15 protein-coding genes are annotated in these 16,217 nt (G+C 61.6%); all 15 read right to left on the bottom strand.

Annotation, left to right across the window (positions count from 1 at the left end; genetic code table 11):
* Positions 1-450 precede the first annotated feature (450 nt).
* The 15 genes from GT495_RS02440 to holA all read right to left on the bottom strand — a co-directional run bounded on the left by GT495_RS02440 (position 451) and on the right by holA (position 16,216).
* Positions 451-2,697 (bottom strand): polyribonucleotide nucleotidyltransferase, encoded by a 2,247-nt coding sequence (locus tag GT495_RS02440; RefSeq protein ID WP_117639884.1) that lies wholly within the window; start codon positions 2,695-2,697, stop codon positions 451-453.
* Positions 2,698-2,846: 149 nt separating this feature from the next.
* On the bottom strand, positions 2,847-3,125 hold the full coding sequence (rpsO, locus tag GT495_RS02435) for a 30S ribosomal protein S15 (RefSeq protein WP_035138510.1): 279 nt from the start codon (positions 3,123-3,125) through the stop codon (positions 2,847-2,849).
* 138 nt (positions 3,126-3,263) lie between these two features.
* Positions 3,264-4,013: a DNA repair protein RecO gene (recO, locus tag GT495_RS02430; protein ID WP_161161354.1), complete on the bottom strand. Its 750-nt coding sequence runs from the start codon at positions 4,011-4,013 to the stop codon at positions 3,264-3,266.
* Positions 4,014-4,028: 15 nt separating this feature from the next.
* Positions 4,029-5,096: a GTPase Era gene (gene era / locus GT495_RS02425; RefSeq protein WP_192924388.1), complete on the bottom strand. Its 1,068-nt coding sequence runs from the start codon at positions 5,094-5,096 to the stop codon at positions 4,029-4,031.
* Between the two features lie 12 nt (positions 5,097-5,108).
* Positions 5,109-5,486: a diacylglycerol kinase family protein gene (locus GT495_RS02420; RefSeq protein ID WP_035138512.1), complete on the bottom strand. Its 378-nt coding sequence runs from the start codon at positions 5,484-5,486 to the stop codon at positions 5,109-5,111.
* 9 nt (positions 5,487-5,495) lie between these two features.
* Positions 5,496-6,005 carry an rRNA maturation RNase YbeY gene (ybeY, locus tag GT495_RS02415; protein WP_055285156.1) on the bottom strand — a complete coding sequence of 170 codons (510 nt, stop codon included), beginning with the start codon at positions 6,003-6,005 and terminating at the stop codon, positions 5,496-5,498.
* A complete protein-coding gene (locus GT495_RS02410; protein ID WP_161161353.1) occupies positions 6,002-6,988 on the bottom strand; it encodes a PhoH family protein in 987 nt (328 codons plus the stop codon). Before GT495_RS02410 ends, ybeY begins: the two co-directional genes overlap by 4 nt.
* Positions 6,969-8,261 carry a MiaB/RimO family radical SAM methylthiotransferase gene (locus GT495_RS02405; protein WP_161161352.1) on the bottom strand — a complete coding sequence of 431 codons (1,293 nt, stop codon included), beginning with the start codon at positions 8,259-8,261 and terminating at the stop codon, positions 6,969-6,971. Before GT495_RS02405 ends, GT495_RS02410 begins: the two co-directional genes overlap by 20 nt.
* 9 nt (positions 8,262-8,270) lie before the next feature.
* Positions 8,271-9,419: a molecular chaperone DnaJ gene (gene dnaJ, locus GT495_RS02400; protein WP_161161351.1), complete on the bottom strand. Its 1,149-nt coding sequence runs from the start codon at positions 9,417-9,419 to the stop codon at positions 8,271-8,273.
* A gap of 81 nt (positions 9,420-9,500) precedes the next feature.
* On the bottom strand, positions 9,501-10,604 hold the full coding sequence (locus GT495_RS02395) for a DnaJ domain-containing protein (RefSeq protein WP_192924097.1): 1,104 nt from the start codon (positions 10,602-10,604) through the stop codon (positions 9,501-9,503).
* A 58-nt stretch (positions 10,605-10,662) separates the two neighbouring features.
* Positions 10,663-11,895: a radical SAM family heme chaperone HemW gene (hemW, locus tag GT495_RS02390; RefSeq protein WP_161161350.1), complete on the bottom strand. Its 1,233-nt coding sequence runs from the start codon at positions 11,893-11,895 to the stop codon at positions 10,663-10,665.
* A 2-nt stretch (positions 11,896-11,897) separates the two neighbouring features.
* A complete protein-coding gene (gene dusB, locus GT495_RS02385) occupies positions 11,898-12,941 on the bottom strand; it encodes a tRNA dihydrouridine synthase DusB (RefSeq protein ID WP_161161349.1) in 1,044 nt (347 codons plus the stop codon).
* Positions 12,942-12,945: 4 nt separating this feature from the next.
* A complete protein-coding gene (lepA, locus tag GT495_RS02380; protein WP_117770326.1) occupies positions 12,946-14,757 on the bottom strand; it encodes a translation elongation factor 4 in 1,812 nt (603 codons plus the stop codon).
* A gap of 96 nt (positions 14,758-14,853) precedes the next feature.
* The gene (gene rpsT / locus GT495_RS10805) at positions 14,854-15,120 is read right to left on the bottom strand and encodes a 30S ribosomal protein S20 (RefSeq protein ID WP_022094714.1); all 267 of its coding nucleotides are present in this window, start codon (positions 15,118-15,120) and stop codon (positions 14,854-14,856) included.
* Positions 15,121-15,253: 133 nt separating this feature from the next.
* Complete coding sequence (holA, locus tag GT495_RS02370) at positions 15,254-16,216, bottom strand: DNA polymerase III subunit delta (protein WP_161161348.1); 963 nt, start codon at positions 16,214-16,216, stop codon at positions 15,254-15,256.
* Position 16,217 lies beyond the last annotated feature (1 nt).

Below are 16,217 nucleotides of genomic sequence, written 5' to 3'. Positions count from 1 at the left end.
GGCTCAGCGGCCCCGGCACGGGCTAAGTTTCCTGCTCTACAGTCCTGCTCACGACGGAGGCCACATTAAGTGGCCTCCTGTTCGTGCGGAACTCGCGATAAACTTCATCAGTGCCCGCCCCACGGGAAACCTGCCAAAAAGAGACAGGTTTATTTTGGTCGGTTTTATCTGGGAAGATGCTGCTGCGGCTATCTACAGATCTGAAATCTGACTACTGAATAGACTGTCTAACTAAATAGCGAGCGGCACTAACCAGCCCTTTTGCTTGCGCCCGGGAGGGGCGCATATGAAGTTTATCGCGAGTTCCGCACGCAAAGGAAAGCACTTAATGTGCTTTCCGTCTTGCGCAGGACTGTAGAGCAGGAAACTTCATATGCGGCCCTCCCGGGCGCAAGCAAAAGGGCGACCCCTGTCCGGAGTCGCCCTTGTTGAGCTGCTTATGTTTAGCTGTTACTCGGCGTCGTGGTGACGGCGGGGCTTGCGGCCTCCGTTGTCGCCGGGACGGCGCGGACGGTCGCTGCGCTCGGAGCGCTCGCGACGCGGACGCTCACGGCGCTGGAAGTGCTCGCCGTCGCCCTCGGAGGCACCCTCGGCGCGAGCCGGGGCCTCGGGCTTGTCAAGGCGATCGAGCGAGATCTTACCGCGATCGTCGACCTCGATGACGACGACCTTGACCTCGTCGCCCACGTTGAGGACGTCCTCGACCTTCTCCACGCGGCCCTTGGCAACGCGGGAGATGTGCAGCAGGCCGTCCTTGCCGGGCAGCAGATTCACGAACGCGCCGAAGGGCTGGATGGAAACCACGCGACCGGTGTACTCCTCGCCCGGCTCGGGAACCTTGATGATGAGCTTGATGCGCTCGACAGCCTGGTCGACGGACTCGCCGGTGCCGCCGACAAAGACGGTGCCGTCCTCCTGGATGTCGACCGAGGCGCCGGTCTCGTCCTGGATGCCGCGGATGACCTTGCCGCCGGAACCGATGACGTCGCGAATCTTGTCGGTCGGAACCTGGATGGAAACGATGCGCGGAGCGGTGCTGCGCGTAGTGTGGCGCGGCTCGGGGATCACATCGAGCATCTTCTGCAGGATGAAGGCGCGACCCTCCTTGGCCTGCTGCAGGGCGCGGGCCAGGATGTCGAAGGTAAGGCCGGTGGCCTTGTTGTCCATCTGCAGGGCGGTGATGCCCTCGGTGGTGCCGGTGACCTTAAAGTCCATGTCGCCCAGGAAGTCCTCGAGACCCTGGATGTCGGACAGGACCACGGTCTTGCCCTCCTCCTGGATCAGGCCCATGGCGATACCGGAGACCGGGCGCTTAATGGGCACGCCGCCGTCCATAAGGGCGAGCGTGGAGCCGCAGGTCGAAGCCATCGAAGAGGAACCGTTGGACTCCATGACCTCGGAGACGACGCGGATGGCATAAGGGAACTCGTTCTCGTCGGGGAGCACCGGAAGCAGGGCGCGCTCGGCCAGGTTGCCATGGCCGATCTCGCGGCGCTTGGGGCTGCCCATGCGGCCGGTCTCGCCGGTGCAGAACGGCGGGAAGTTGTAGTGGTGCATGTAGCGCTTGCCCTCGGTGGGCTCAATGGTATCCAGACGCTGGCCCTCGTTGAGCATACCGAGTGACAGGACGGAGAGCACCTGGGTCTGGCCGCGCTGGAACAGGCCGGAGCCGTGAACGAGCGGCAGGTAGTTATCCTTCACCATGATGGGGCGAATCTCGTCGGCGGCACGGCCGTCGACGCGCTCGCCGGTCTCGACGACCATGGTGCGCATGGCCTTCTTCTCAAGCTTCTTGAGCGCCACGGGGATCTCGCGCTCCCAAGCGGCCTGCTCCTCCTCGGTGAACTCGGCGCGGATGGACTCCTTCAGAGCCTCGACCTTACCGATACGGGAAAGCTTGTCGGCATCGCGAAGGGCGGCTGCCATCTCGTCGTAGTGGGCGAAGATGCGCTCCTGGACCTCCTCGACGGGCTGATCGAGCGGGTACTCCTTCTTGACGATGGCACCGTTGACCTGCTCCCACTCGGCAACGAACTCGTCCTGAGCCTGGCAGAAGGCAGCAAGGGCCTCCTGGCCAAACTTCATGGCGGCGAGCATGTCGTCCTCGGAGATCTCCTCGGCGCCGGCCTCGACCATCGAGATGAAGTCGGCAGAGCCGCCCAGCTCCAGGTCCAGATCGGAGTTCTCGCGCTCCTCGTAGGTGGGGTTGACGATAAACTCGCCGGTCTCCACGTTGCGGCCGATGCGCACGCAGGCAAGCGGACCCTCGAAGGGCACGCCGCCGAGCGTCATGGCCAGGGAAGCACCCATGACGTTGATGACATCGAAGGGATTGACCTGGTCGGCGACGAGCGAGGTAGCGACGATGTGCACCTCGTTGCGGAAGCCGTCCGGGAAGCTCGGGCGAATCGGACGGTCGATCATGCGCGCGGTGAGCGTGGCCTTCTCGCTGGGACGGCCCTCACGCTTGAGGTAGCCACCCGGGATGCGGCCGGCGGCGTACATCTTCTCGTTGAAGTCGACGGTCAGCGGGAAGAAGTCGTAGTTCTTACGCTCCTTGGAGACGACCACGGTGTCGAGCATCGTGGTGTCGCCCTGCTTGACCAGGCAGGCGCCGGTGGCCTGCTTGGCAAGCTCGCCCGACTCAAAGGTGTAGGTCTTGCCGTACAGCTCAAAGGTCTTGGATACGAGTGTCATTGTTCTCCTTAACCCCGCAGACCCCTTGTCTGCGGGCTTCTCATGTGACGCGGGCCCCCTGCCCCCGCCACGCTTCAGAGCGTGATTGTTCGCGCCCTTACACAAAAAGAGCGCCCCGCTGCGCAGGACGCTCTTAGCATGTACAAATCCTACTGGATGTTGTCGCGGATGCCCAGAGCCTTGATGAGCTCACGGTACTCGACGATGTCGTTCTTCTTGATGTAGGAGAGAAGACGACGACGACGGCCGACGAGCATGAGCAGGCCACGACGGGTGTGGAAGTCCTTCTGGTGGGACTTCATGTGCTCGGTCAGCTCCTTGATGCGCTCGGACAGGATGGCGACCTGAACCTTGGGGTTGCCGGTGTCGACCGGGGTGTTACCGAACTGGGCAGTCAGCTCCGCCTTGCGCTCTTTGGAAACAGTCATTGTTTCACCTTTCGTTTTGCGTCGCCCACGGGCGACTCGATTCGCCTCGGACTGGGAAGCCGCCGGTGGAGCGAACAACCAAGGTCGAGGTACCAACAGGTCGGTATGTTACCACAAGCAGCCCGCGCCTGCGCATCATCACCGACCCAACATGAATTCCATCGCGCGGAGGCGCTGATCGGTGTGCGTCGCAGCCCAAACATGCGAAAGCCCGAGCAGGAATGCCGCCGTATGCGGGTCGATTCGCTCGGCCATGAGCGCATCGAAGGTCATGGACATGAGGGCGCGCAGCCATGCGGTCTCACCGGTCGACACCAGTTCGGCACCTGGAACGCTCGACGCGCACGACCCGCACATGAGACCGCCCGCCTGGGCTGAAAAATACGACAGCATGGGGTCTCCGCACAGCACGCAGGCCGAAAAATCGGGTCGATAGCCAACGTGCGACAGCAGCTTAAAGACATATGCCGCCACAAGTAGATCCATGTGCGCTGTGTCGAGCCCGCTGCCCGCCAGGGCAAGCGCTCGCTGCGTGATGGCAAAGGTAAACGGGTCCTCAGCGTCCTCGAACGAGCATACGCGCGCGACCTCGGCGATCGCGCTTGCGGCGCAGGTCGTCTCGTAATCGGGCGTAGCGCTGAGCGGCGCCTCCATAAGCTCGGCCTGGGAAACCACGTCGAGCGACCGTCCATGCGCGAGCAGCATATCGACGGTACAGAACAGCTCGCAGCGCGCAGCCAGGCGCCCACCGGGTTTGCGGGCGCCCTTTGCCACGGCACGAACCTGCCGACCCCGCTCGTCAAGCATCGTCAGGATCAGGTCCGTCTCTTTAAGCTTCGTCTTGTCGAGGACGAGCACCTTGGTGCGATATGTCCGGGAGCCTGCCATGCGCGCCGCGCGTCCTTAGTCCTCGGCGTTGTAGCCAAAGCGGCGAATCTGGGCCTCGTCGTCACGCCAGCCGGCCTTGACCTTCACGTCCAGCTCCAAAAAGACCTGCGTGCCAAAGATACGCTCAAGATCGCGACGGGCGTCGATACCGATATGCTTGATCATCTCGCCGCCATTGCCGATGATGATGCCCTTTTGGCCCTCGCGCTCGACGTAAATGGTGGCGTGCACGCGCAGTACCTTCTTGGTCTGCTCGAGTGCATCGCAGATCACGCCAACGGAGTGCGGGATCTCATCACGGGTGCGGCGCAAAACCTTCTCGCGCACAAACTCGGCAACGAGCGTTTCGTCGGAAGCGTCGGTACCCATATCCTCGGGGAACCAACGCGGACCCTCGGGCAAAAAGTGCGCAACGGTCTCGATAAAGGCATCGACGTTGAAGTTCTTGACCGACGACGTCACGATCTCGTCGTCATATTCCATGAGCTCGTGGGCTGCCTTGAGCTGCTCCATGACCTGTGCGGGGTCGGCCTCATCGGCCTTAGTGAGCACCAGGACCTTCTTGCAACGGGCGCATCTGACGCGCTCGGCAACCCAGGCGTCTCCCCTGCCGATCGGTTTGGTGGCATCAATCAAAAACGCGACGACATCAACATCGTTCAGCTCGAACAGCGCGCTCTTGTTGAGCTCGGATCCCAGGCCGTCCTTGGGCTTATGAATACCCGGGGTATCGACAAAGACCAGCTGGTAGCCGGGACGGTTGACGACGGCGCGCATGCGGCGGCGGGTCGTCTGGGCCACCGGCGAGGTGATGGCGACCTTTTTGCCATAGCAGGCGTTGAGCAGCGTAGACTTGCCGGCGTTGGGACGACCGACCAGGGCCACAAAGCCGCTGCGGAAACCGGGCTCCACGTCGCCAAAGCCCGCGAGGTTGTCGTCCTCGTCGCACAGGGCGTCGAGCTCCTCATCGCTCATGCCCTCAAACGGGTCGAACTCCTCGACTTCCTCGAGCTCCTCGGTATCCACCGCGTCCAGGGACTCGTCGTCCAAAATCTCATCGGCAGACTGCATATTGTCGGACATGGGAATCCCTTTCTAAATAAAGCCGAGCGCGTGGGCAAATACCAGCACGCCCACAATTGCGGCGGTGATGGAAAGAATGTAAACAGAGGCGGCGGCGATGTCCTTCGCACGCTTGGCCAGCGGATGGAGCTCCTGGGTCGCTAGGTCGACGATAGCCTCCATAGCGGTGTTGCACAGCTCGCCGTGAATCACCAGGCCACAACAGATGATAATCGTGGCCCACTCGGCAATGTCGAGGCCCACGATACAGCCGGCAATGACGGTGCACACGCCCGCCACGAGCATGACCTTGATGTTGCGCTCGGTCTTGACGGCGGTAACGAAGCCCTCCATGGCGTAGGAAAACGACTTTAAGAAGGACGGATGGTCCTTGTTCGATCCGGGAATCATAGACGGCTCCTAGTCGTGGGCGTGGTTGGTGATGGGGCCGACGTGGACTAGCTTGGGGTCCTCGCCGCGCTCGAACGCCAGATCGCGCAGGATGGCGTCCTCGCGGGCCTCCATGACCTCGGCCTCGTCGTCCTCGATATGGTCATAGCCCAGCAAGTGCAGCATGCCGTGTACGAGCATCAGACGACACTCGTCAGCGGAGCTATTGCCAAAACCGGGGGCCTGACGGGCAATAACCTGCGGGGCCAAGATGATATCGCCGAGCTCGAGCGTCTCGTCGGCGGGAATATCCTCGTCAAAGGCCGAGTCGCATTCAAACGAGAGCACATCGGTGGTGCGGTCGATACCGCGCCACTCGTGGTTGAGCTCGTGCATCTCGTCCTCGTCGACATACGAAAGGGAAATCTCGACTTCACGCTCAACGCCCTCGGCGGCAAGCACAACCTCGCAGATGTGCTCCACCTCCTGGGCATCGAGCAGCGTATCGAGCTCGGCATCGTTGCTGATCAATACACTCAACGGGACTCCTTTCGGTCGCGCGGGCGCTGCTCGCGCACGTCATCATAAGCATCGTATGCCTCGACGATACGTCCCACCAAGGCATGGCGCACCACGTCGGCACGCTCGAGGTGCGAAAATGCGACATCGTCGACACGGCCCAAAATCTGCTCAACGTCAGCAAGACCGCCGCGACGACCAACCAGGTCGCGCTGACTCAGGTCGCCGGTAATCACAAACTTGGAGTTGAAGCCCAGGCGCGTCAGGAACATCTTCATCTGCTCGGGCGTGGTATTTTGCGCCTCGTCGAGTACCACGAAAGCATCGCTCAGCGTGCGGCCGCGCATGTAGGCAAGCGGGGCGATCTCGATCACGCCGCGCTCCATAAGCTCATCGGTTCGCTCGCGATCCATCATGTCAAAAAGGGCGTCGTAGAGCGGACGCATGTAGGGATCGATCTTTTCCTCAAGGGTACCGGGCAAAAAGCCCAGATTCTCCCCCGCCTCGACAACCGGACGCGTCAAGATCAGACGACCCACCTCGTGACGCTTGAGCGCGGCAACGGCGAGCGCCATGGCCAGATAGGTCTTACCGGTACCGGCAGGACCCAAGCCAAACGTGATGGTATGCGAGCGGATGGCATCCACATAGCGCTTTTGCCCGAGCGTCTTGGGGCGAATGACGCGGCCGCGATACGAAAGCAGCACGTCATCGCGAAGCGACGTAGTCTCGTGCTCACCGTCGCGTAAGACGGCCAGACAGCGAGAAACATCGTCGGCAGACAGCGTGCGCCCGGCGGCCGCCTCGCGAAAAGCATGCTCGAAAAAGCGCGCCACGAGTTCGACCTCGTTCGGGTCGCCGCTCACGGAGATGCTATCGCCACGGGCGACCACATGAGCGCGAACCAAGCTCTCGAGCGCACGAAGGACGCCGTCGCCGGCGCCCAAAACGCGCGAGGGATCAATCCCCTCGGGAACGGTAAGTCTAATCTTCGAGGCTTCCATGAACCTCCCTGCGCGCATGGACCAAGCCGGAATCATCGACTCCGATGATAGCAACATCGAGCAGGCACGGGGCTGTAAGTCCACAGGTATCGTCAAGACGGGCATGATGGAACGAACCGAGCGTCAGGTTGTCGCCGTACTCGAGGACGGCACGCTCGACCGTGCCCACACGACGACGAGCGTCGGCAATAGCGAGTTCCTGTGCGGCGGCCCGCATACGGCGGCTGCGCTCGGCCATAACCTCGGGCGGTACCTGATCAGGCATATCGGCAGCAAGGGTACCGGGACGCTTGCTATAGCGGAACACGTGCATACGCGAGAAACCCACACGACGGCACAGCGCCAGCGACTCCTCGAACTCCTCGTCCGTCTCACCAGGAAAACCGACGATGACATCGCACGAAAGAGACGCCTGGGGCAAGTTGGCGCGAATCATACGCACCGTGTCCTCAAAGGCCTCGGCGCTATAGGGACGACCCATGCGATGCAGGGTCGCCGTGCAGCCGGACTGCACGGGCAGGTGCAAAAACGGGGCGATACGCTGCGGATAGCGTGCCATAACCTTAAGCAGGCGCTCAGAGATATCCATGGGCTCGACCGAGGAAATGCGCACATGCGGAATAGACGTGCGCTCCATGATGGCCTCGAGCAGCTCATCGATTTCGACATGCTCGTCGGTCGCGCTCTTGCCATCGTAGGCACCCAGGTTCACACCGGTCAGCACGACCTCGGGCACGCCGGCCTCCTGGGCCTCGCGAACTTGCTCGAGCACGGACTCGACGGGCACGGAGCGCTCGGGGCCACGTGCCTTCCACACAATGCAATAGGTGCAGCGGTGGTTGCAGCCGTCCTGAATCTTCACGCCCAGGCGAGAGCGACCGAGCGCATCGACCACCTCGCCATCGCTGCAGGCGGGAACGCTATCGGACTCAACGCCCAGCACCTCGCAGACACGTTCGGCGACATCGATCTTGGACGGCTCGGCGATCACGCGATCCGAAAGCTCCAACAACTCCTCAGGATGCAAATTGACCACGCAACCGGTCACGAGCACATAGGGCTCGTTTGGATGGGACAGCGCATGACGGACGGCCTTACGGGTCTTGGCCTCGGCCTCGCCCGTAACGGCACAGGTGTTAATGACGATCAGATCGGCATCCTGGGGCTCCACCATAGCAAAGCCCAGGCGCATAAGATCGGCAGTGATACGGTCAGACTCAACCCGGTTGACACGGCAACCGAGGTTGACGACGGAAATATGGGGTGCGAGCACGCGGGCTCCTTAATCGAGGATATCGTCGAGGGCGCTCTTGATACGGTCGGTCACCGACTTCTTACCGGAAGCGACGTCATCGCCCATATCATCGGCAAAAGCACGGAGCAGCTCGCGCTGCTTATTGGAAAGATTGGTGGGAACGACCACGCGCAGTTGCACGATCAGGCGGCCACGCGAACCGCCACCGCCAATGCGCGGCATGCCGTAATTATTGACGTTCACGGTGTCGCCGTACTGGGCGCCGGCGGGAACCGTCACCTTAACGACCTCGTCGGGCATAATGCCCTCGACCTCAATCTCGCAGCCGAGCGCAGCCTGCGCAATCGAGATATCGCTCACCAGGTACAGGTCGTCACCGTTGCGCTTAAAGCGCTCATGGTCGGCAACGCGCACGTTGACAATCAGGTCACCCGAGGGTTCGCCGCGAAGGCCGGCCTCGCCAAAGCCGCTCACGCGCAGCTGGCGACCGGTCGAAACGCCGGCGGGAATATCGATGTCGATCTTTTCATGCGAAGGCGTGCGGCCCTGACCGTCGCAGGTCTCGCAGGGATGGTCGATAACCGTGCCCTCGCCATGGCAGTCGGGGCAAGGCGAGGAAGACTGAACCTGGCCCAGGAACGAGCGCTGGACCGTCGTGACGTAGCCTGTACCGTGACAGCGGCCGCACTGCTTTTCCTGTGCGCCCTCTGCCCTACCGGTGCCATTGCAGTCCTCGCAAGGAGCAAGGCGGTCATAGCTGATCGTCTTTTTGCAGCCGAGCGCCGCCTCCTCGAGCGTCACCGAAAGCGAGATGGCCATGTCGCGACCGCGACGACGCTCACGACGGTTGCGGGCGCCACCGCCGGCACCGCCGCCAAAGAACGAGGAGAACAAGTCGTCCATGCCCATGCCACCAAAGATATCGTTGATATCGACGTAGCCCGAACCACCAGGGCCGTCGGCAGTGCCGTAACGGTCGTAGTTAGCACGCTTCTGCTCATCGGAAAGAACGGAATAGGCCTCGTTGAGCTCCTTGAACTTGGCCTCGGCCTCGGGGTCGTCCGAAACATCCGGATGTACGGTACGGGCCTTCTTTAGAAACGCACGCTTGATCGTCCGCGCGTCGGCATCCCTGTCGACGCCAAGCACCTCGTAGTAATCCCTATTTTCCGACACGACCGAATCCTTCCGACTTTCATTATAGTCACAGTGCGTCCTATACCCAAGCTGGGCCGACCGCAAACAGAGGGTTTGATGTTATTGCATTTGGTACGGCGAAAGCATGGCCCGTTGCGAGCAGCTCGCGAACCAAACCGACACGAGCGCGAACATGAAGCCGTTGGCAAAACCGTTGGCAAACTGCATCGCGCCGCGCTTCCACCACAGCAGACTGCGATGAAGCACGCCGTCCGAAAGCACCATGAACAGGCCCATGGTAAACGGAATAAAGCACATCACGGCAAAGGCCGAGAACACGCCCGAAATGGCCGAGAGTACCAAAAACGGCGCCACGATGCCCATCAGGTAAAAACCGGTACGAGCTTTGCCTTCCAAGCGCTCGGCCTCAACATGGGCGCGGCCGACCAGGTCGCCGCCCGCGGCACCGTTGGTGCCAGCATGACCCATGCCGCTAATGCGGACCTCGTCGCCATCGTGCGTGCCGGCGGGAAACTCAATCGTCTGCTCGGAGGTTACGCGAGTACGACCGCTGCCACCGCAATCGGGGCAGGGGTCGGCCACGACCTTACCGGAACCGCCGCACTCGGGGCAGACCGACTGGAACGTGCCCGCACCAAACAGGAAGGACAGGTCGACGTCGATGTGGCCGCGGCCGCCACAGCTTGGGCAGGTATGGGCATGCTCGGAGGAGACAGAACCCGAGCCGCCGCAGTGACCACAGGTATCGAAGCGCGTATAGCGGACGGTCTTGCGGGCACCGCCCTTGGCCTCCTTGGCGTCCAGTTTGATATCGACGACCACGTTGGCGCCGTTCTCGGGATTGTAGGCAGCCTGGCCGCGACGCTGCTGGCCCCAAGCGCCACCAAAGGGAAAGCCGCCCTCAAAGGGATTGCCATAGCCCGTGTTGCCGGCGTAGCCGCCACCATAGGGCGAAGCTGTAGGAGCACCGGCAAAGGGATTGCCAGAACGCATGGCGTCATAGCGCGCACGTTTTTGCTCATCCGAAAGCACGGCGTAGGCCTCGGAAACCTCTTTAAACTTTTCCTCGGCATCCGGCTCTTTGTTGACGTCCGGATGGAGCTTGCGAGCCTTTTGCTGGAAGGCCTTCTGTATATCACGCGAGGTAGCGTCCTTGGAGACACCCAGAATCTCGTAATAATCTTTTTCGTTCATCGTCGCCATGCGCGGCAACCTCCTGCTCACAGCAGCGTATATATTCCGGTAATTCTACCCGAGCGGCCTAAGCTAGATCCCAAAACAGCTCGAACAGAACATTTCCATCGAGCCAGCCCAGGTGTGTCGGCGCCAGACGAGCTCGAACATGGCCCGCGACGACATCTGCCGAAGTGAAGGGTCCCCCATGGACCCCGAACGTCTCGGGCACCCAAGTGGCAAGACCCAATTCGAGCGCGCGATCGCAAGCAGCTGTCAGCTCATCGGCCGGGATGACACGAGCCACGCGAACCAACAGGTCGGACGCAACACCGCGCGTCATGCGACAAGCGAGCATCAGGTCTTCGGCCGCAGCCTCGCGCTGCGACAGATATTCGGCCTCGAACGTCGTCGCGTCGTCGTCACGTTGCACCAGACGCACGCGGTACGCATCGCCTCGAGAAGACGCGCCGGGGAACAAACCTGCAAGACGGTCGAAATCCGCGGCGTCGAGCATGCCCGCGGCAGAACGACCCAGGCCCAGGTAGCCCCGTCCGGTCCAGTAGGCAATGTTATGGGCGCACTCATGGCCGTCGAGTGCGTAGCTCGCCACCTCATACGGGTGATAGCCGGCGGCACCCAGGAGCTCGCGTGCCACGTCCATGCAGGCGGCCTGAAAATCCTCATCAGGCTCGAGCGACTCGTCGCGGCACGCCATGCGATAAAGGGGCGTCCCCTCCTCGAGCGTGAGCGGGTAGACCGACACATGATGCGGAGCCGCCGCCAGCACGCCATCGAGCGTGCGCTTCCAACTCGCTGCGGTCTGCCCGGGAAGTCCGCACATGAGGTCGCACGACACATCGAGGCCAGCGTCCTTCACCGTCGCGATGGCGGCGAGCGCCCGATCGGCATCGTGAATACGGCCGATGGCAGTAAGTTCGGTGTTATCGAGCGTTTGCACGCCCAGAGAGACGCGTGTGACACCAACCTTGACAAGTGCAGTAGCGAGCTCGGCGGTCAGCGACTCGGGATTGGCCTCGCAGGTAAACTCAACGGGGGCGCACCACGCACGAATACGCCGCGCCAGCTCCACCAGGCGCTCCCCCGCCAGCGACGGCGTACCGCCGCCAACATAGACGGTGCGGATCTGGTCGAGGGCCCCAGCCTTACCAAAAGCATCGAGGCGCGCGTACAACTGCTCAAAATAGGAATCGAGCGCGGCATCCAAATCACACGAAGCAAAGCTGCGCGAGTCGAAGTCGCAGTAGCGGCACTTTTGGGCACAGAACGGCACGTGCACGTACAGCGCGGTAACGGCCACCCTTAAGCCTCCAGCGGATGAGGGGGCACCGATTCGCCGGCGGCAAGGGCAGCCTCACAGGCCACCACATCATGCTCGATCTCATCGACCAGCGCCATAAACTCCTCATACGTGGAGCAGCGCACCACCTGCGCGCGCCAGGCTGCAGCATGGGGCATGCCTTTTAAGTACCAGCTTGCGTACGTGCGGGCACGCGACATGAGCGGCAGGAGCTCATGCGTCAGCGTTAGGTGCTCACGCAGGGCGTCCAGGCGCTCAACGGAGCTGCGAGCCGGCACCGGTATGCCATCGAGTGCAAGGGCGCGAGCATCGCCAAACACCCACGGGTTCCCATAGATACCGCGCGCAATAAACACCGCGCTGGCACCCGAGCCCTGCAGATGCTCCGCGGCATCCTCGGCCGAGAACACATCGCCCGAACCAATCACGGGAATCTCAACGGCGTCGGCAACCTCATCGACGACCGACCAATCGGCCTGGCCCGTATAGAGCTGCGTGGCGCAGCGGCCATGCACCGCCACCGCGGCGGCACCGGCGCCTTCGAGCATCTGGGCAAATGTCGCGGCATTACGGTCCTCGGCATAAAAGCCCTTACGGATCTTTACGGTCACGGGTACATGCGCCGCGCCCACCGCCGCCTCGACGATCTTCTCGGCCAAATCGGGCGTGCGCATGAGCGCCGAGCCCTCGCCCTTGGTAACAACCTTGCGGGCGGGGCATGCCATATTGATATCGATGAGCGACAGGCGAACGCCAACGCGCTCCTCGACGGCAGCGACGGCGCTCGCAAACTGATCGGGCTTGGAGCCAAAGAGTTGCACGCAAATCTGCTGCTCCTCGTCGGCCGGTAGCACCAGGCGCCAGGTCTTGTTGCCGGCATAGGCAAGGCCCGCCACGCTCACCATCTCGCTGTAGGCAAGGTTGGCACCGCGACGGCGGCACATGATGCGGTAGGCAGGGTCGGTCACGCCCGCCATGGGAGCCATAAGGAACGGCTGCTCGGCATAGGCGCCCAGCAGCCGCTTGCTGCATTCAGAAAGCGCCATAGACCTACTCGTCCACCTTGAGGATCGCCATAAAGGCCTCCTGCGGGACCTCGACCGATCCGATGGCCTTCATGCGCTTCTTGCCCTCTTTCTGCTTCTCGAGCAGCTTGCGCTTACGCGAGATATCGCCGCCGTAGCACTTAGCAAGCACGTCCTTGCGACGCGCCTTGACGGTGGAGCGGGCAATGATCTTATTGCCGATAGCACCCTGGATGGGCACCTCGAACAGCTGACGCGGGATGATCTCCTTAAGCTTGTCGCACAGACCGCGGGCCAGACCATAGGCCTTGTCCTTGTGGACGATAAACGACAGCGCGTCCACCTCGTCGCCCGAAAGCAAGATATCGAGCTTGACGAGCTCGGAGGGACGATACTCGTTGAACTCGTAGTCGAGCGAGGCATAGCCCTTGGTACGGCTCTTGAGCTGGTCAAAGAAGTCCAAGATGAGCTCGGCGAGCGGCATATCAAAGCGCATCTCGACCGACTTGCTCGTGAGATGAATCATGTCGGTAGTAATGCCGCGGTGCTCGATAGCGAGCTGCATGACGGCACCCGTATACTCGGGCGGGCAGATAATCTTGGCCTTGAGGTAGGGTTCCTCGATACGCTCGATGCGCGTAGCCTCGGGCAGATCCTGCGGGCTGCGGACATCAATCATCTCGCCGTCAGTCTTGTAGACGTGATAGTCCACCGAGGGGCTCGTGGCAATGAGGTCAAGATTGAACTCGCGCTCCAGGCGCTCCTTGACGACCTCCATATGCAGCAGGCCCAAGAAGCCCACGCGGAAGCCAAAGCCGAGCGCCACCGAGGTCTCGGGCTCCCACACCAACGACGGGTCGTTGACGTGCAGCTTATCGAGCGCGTCACGCAGGTTCTCGTAGTCCTTGTTATCGATCGGGAACAGGCCCGTATAGACCATGGGCTTGGCCTCGCGGTAGCCGGGAAGCGGCTCGGGGCAGGGATTCGACGCCCACGTGAGGGTATCGCCCACGCGAACGGCCTCGGGGTCCTTCAGGCCCGTGACCACGTATCCGACCTCGCCGACCGTGAGCGCGTCGACCGGGGTCTCGGCGGGACGCTTGACGCCCACGCCATCGACCAAAAAGTCGCCCTTTGCCTGCATCATGCGCAGGGTATCGCCCTTTTTGATGGAGCCGTCAAAGATGCGCACCGTGGCGACGACGCCACGATACTCGTCGAAGTACGAATCCAGAATGAGTGCCTTGAGCGGCGCGTTCGCATCGCCCTTGGGCGGAGAGATCAAAAAGACAATGGACTCCAACAGATCGTGGATGCCCTCGCCGGTCTTGCCCGAGACGCACACGGCATCATCGGCAGGGATCGCCAGGTCATCCTCGATCTCGGTCTTAACCTCGTCGGGATGGGCCGAGGGCAGGTCGATCTTGTTGATGGCCGGCACAATGTCCAGATTGGCGTTCATGGCGAGCGTCGCGTTGGAGACGGTCTGCGCCTCGACGCCCTGCGTGGCGTCGACAACGAGCACCGCGCCCTCACAGGCTGCCAGCGAGCGCGAGACCTCATAGGTAAAGTCCACGTGGCCCGGCGTATCGATCAGATTGAACTGATACGTCTCGCCATCGTCGGCGTCATAGGACACGCGAACGGCATTGGACTTGATCGTGATGCCGCGCTCGCGCTCGATATCCATGGTGTCGAGCAGCTGCGACTCCATGTCGCGTTCGTCGACGGTATGGGTGAGCTCGAGGATGCGATCGCTGATCGTGGACTTGCCATGGTCGATGTGCGCAACGATTGAGAAGTTGCGGATGTGGGAAATGTCAATTGAAGTATTCATGCGGACTATCTTACCCGAGCGGTACAAAAAATGGAGCCTGTTCCATAAAACAGGCTCCATTTATGCGCGTAATCTGTGTGGTGTGAAATTTACAACTTAGGCGTTGATGCTGTTCACGAGCTTGGCAAGACCGGACTTGCGGTTGGAAGCCTGGTTCTTGTGGATAACATGCTTGGCGGCAGCCATGTCGAGACGCTTGGTGACGGTCTTGAGGGCAGCCTGGGCCTTCTCGGCGTCGCCCTCGGCGACGGCGGACTGGACGTGCTTGGTCAGCGTCTTGAGCTCGGACTTGACAGCCTTGTTACGCATGCGAGCTGCCTCATTGGTGCGGATACGCTTCTTCTGAGACTTGATGTTTGCCACTTCTGGAGTTCCTTTCGAGTTCCTTGCAAAAAATGTATGACACCTCTGAGACACGGTGAGGTCATGCAAGCGCCTACTATAGCACGCTCCCCCTCAAAGGGATAGAACGAATTTGTCAAATAGGCAGGTATCATCACGATTTTCTCAAGATGTTCGTAATCCAGAGCAAAAGCGCGGCCTCAGAATCGGCCGAACCCTTGAGCGCGAGCTCTACATCGACCGCCCCCTCGAGCGCCGCGACGAGCTCTGCCATCGAAAAGCGACGTGCCCAGGTCAAGTGATTCTTGACCTGCCAGGACTGGAGCTTGAGCGTTGCGGCCAGCTCACGACCCTGTCCGCGCGCATCGAGCGCCTTGGCGACGATAAGCTCGCGGATGCGGCCGCACAGCAACGTGTAAGTCCACACGTAGCTCTTGGCGGGCAATAGATTGAAAAGCTCGAGCGAGCGTCGCATGTCACGTGCCGAGACCGCATTGAGAAAGTCCCAGGGCTGAACCTCGGCCGTACGTACAATCCAGCGCTCAACGTCGGCAAGCTCAATCTGGGGCGCCTCGACCATCTGGGCAAGCTTAGCCAAGTCGTTATCGAGCATGCGGGTGTTCTCGCCCGAGCGCGAAACGAGCTCTTCGGCGGCCGCCGTCGAGATCGACTTGCCGTGCTGCGTCGCCATCTGCTGCACGCGGCGCGGTAGCTCCCAGCGCTTGGTACCGGAGCAATCGATCACCGCCTTCTTGTCGATCTTGGCGATCGCCTTATACAGGCGCGTGTTCTTGGCAAGCGAGTCGGCGATGATGAGACAAACCGTCGTGGGGCTGGGACTCGCCAGATAGTCGACAAGCGGCTCGGAGATCGCTTTGGCGAGTTTTGAGCAGCCGTCAAGGATTACCAGGCGAAACTCGCTGCCCATGGGAAAGGTGTTGAGCGATCCGATAATCGACTCGATATCGGGGTCTTTGGTCATATCGCGCTCGTCGAGGTTGAACTCGACCATACCCGACTTTTCCAGACGCGCTTTCATACGCGAGACGGCGTGATCGCGCTTGACGCCGTCGGTACCGACGATCAGATATGCCGGCAACAGACTGGTTTCGGACATT

It is taken from the genome of Collinsella sp. BIOML-A6 (assembly GCF_009875845.1).
Taxonomy (GTDB): domain Bacteria; phylum Actinomycetota; class Coriobacteriia; order Coriobacteriales; family Coriobacteriaceae; genus Collinsella; species Collinsella aerofaciens_H.
This window is presented reverse-complemented; position numbering and strand designations above follow the sequence as displayed.

What these genes read in the sequence shown, in the direction of transcription:
- GT495_RS02440 (WP_117639884.1), bottom strand. Translation starts at nt 2,697, where the DNA reads ATGACACTCGTATCCAAGACCTTTGAGCTGTACGGCAAGACCTACACC.
- rpsO (WP_035138510.1), bottom strand. Translation starts at nt 3,125, where the DNA reads ATGACTGTTTCCAAAGAGCGCAAGGCGGAGCTGACTGCCCAGTTCGGT.
- recO (WP_161161354.1), bottom strand. Translation starts at nt 4,013, where the DNA reads ATGGCAGGCTCCCGGACATATCGCACCAAGGTGCTCGTCCTCGACAAG.
- era (WP_192924388.1), bottom strand. Translation starts at nt 5,096, where the DNA reads ATGTCCGACAATATGCAGTCTGCCGATGAGATTTTGGACGACGAGTCC.
- GT495_RS02420 (WP_035138512.1), bottom strand. Translation starts at nt 5,486, where the DNA reads ATGATTCCCGGATCGAACAAGGACCATCCGTCCTTCTTAAAGTCGTTT.
- GT495_RS02410 (WP_161161353.1), bottom strand. Translation starts at nt 6,988, where the DNA reads ATGGAAGCCTCGAAGATTAGACTTACCGTTCCCGAGGGGATTGATCCC.
- GT495_RS02395 (WP_192924097.1), bottom strand. Translation starts at nt 10,604, where the DNA reads ATGGCGACGATGAACGAAAAAGATTATTACGAGATTCTGGGTGTCTCC.
- dusB (WP_161161349.1), bottom strand. Translation starts at nt 12,941, where the DNA reads ATGGCGCTTTCTGAATGCAGCAAGCGGCTGCTGGGCGCCTATGCCGAG.
- lepA (WP_117770326.1), bottom strand. Translation starts at nt 14,757, where the DNA reads ATGAATACTTCAATTGACATTTCCCACATCCGCAACTTCTCAATCGTT.
- holA (WP_161161348.1), bottom strand. Translation starts at nt 16,216, where the DNA reads ATGTCCGAAACCAGTCTGTTGCCGGCATATCTGATCGTCGGTACCGAC.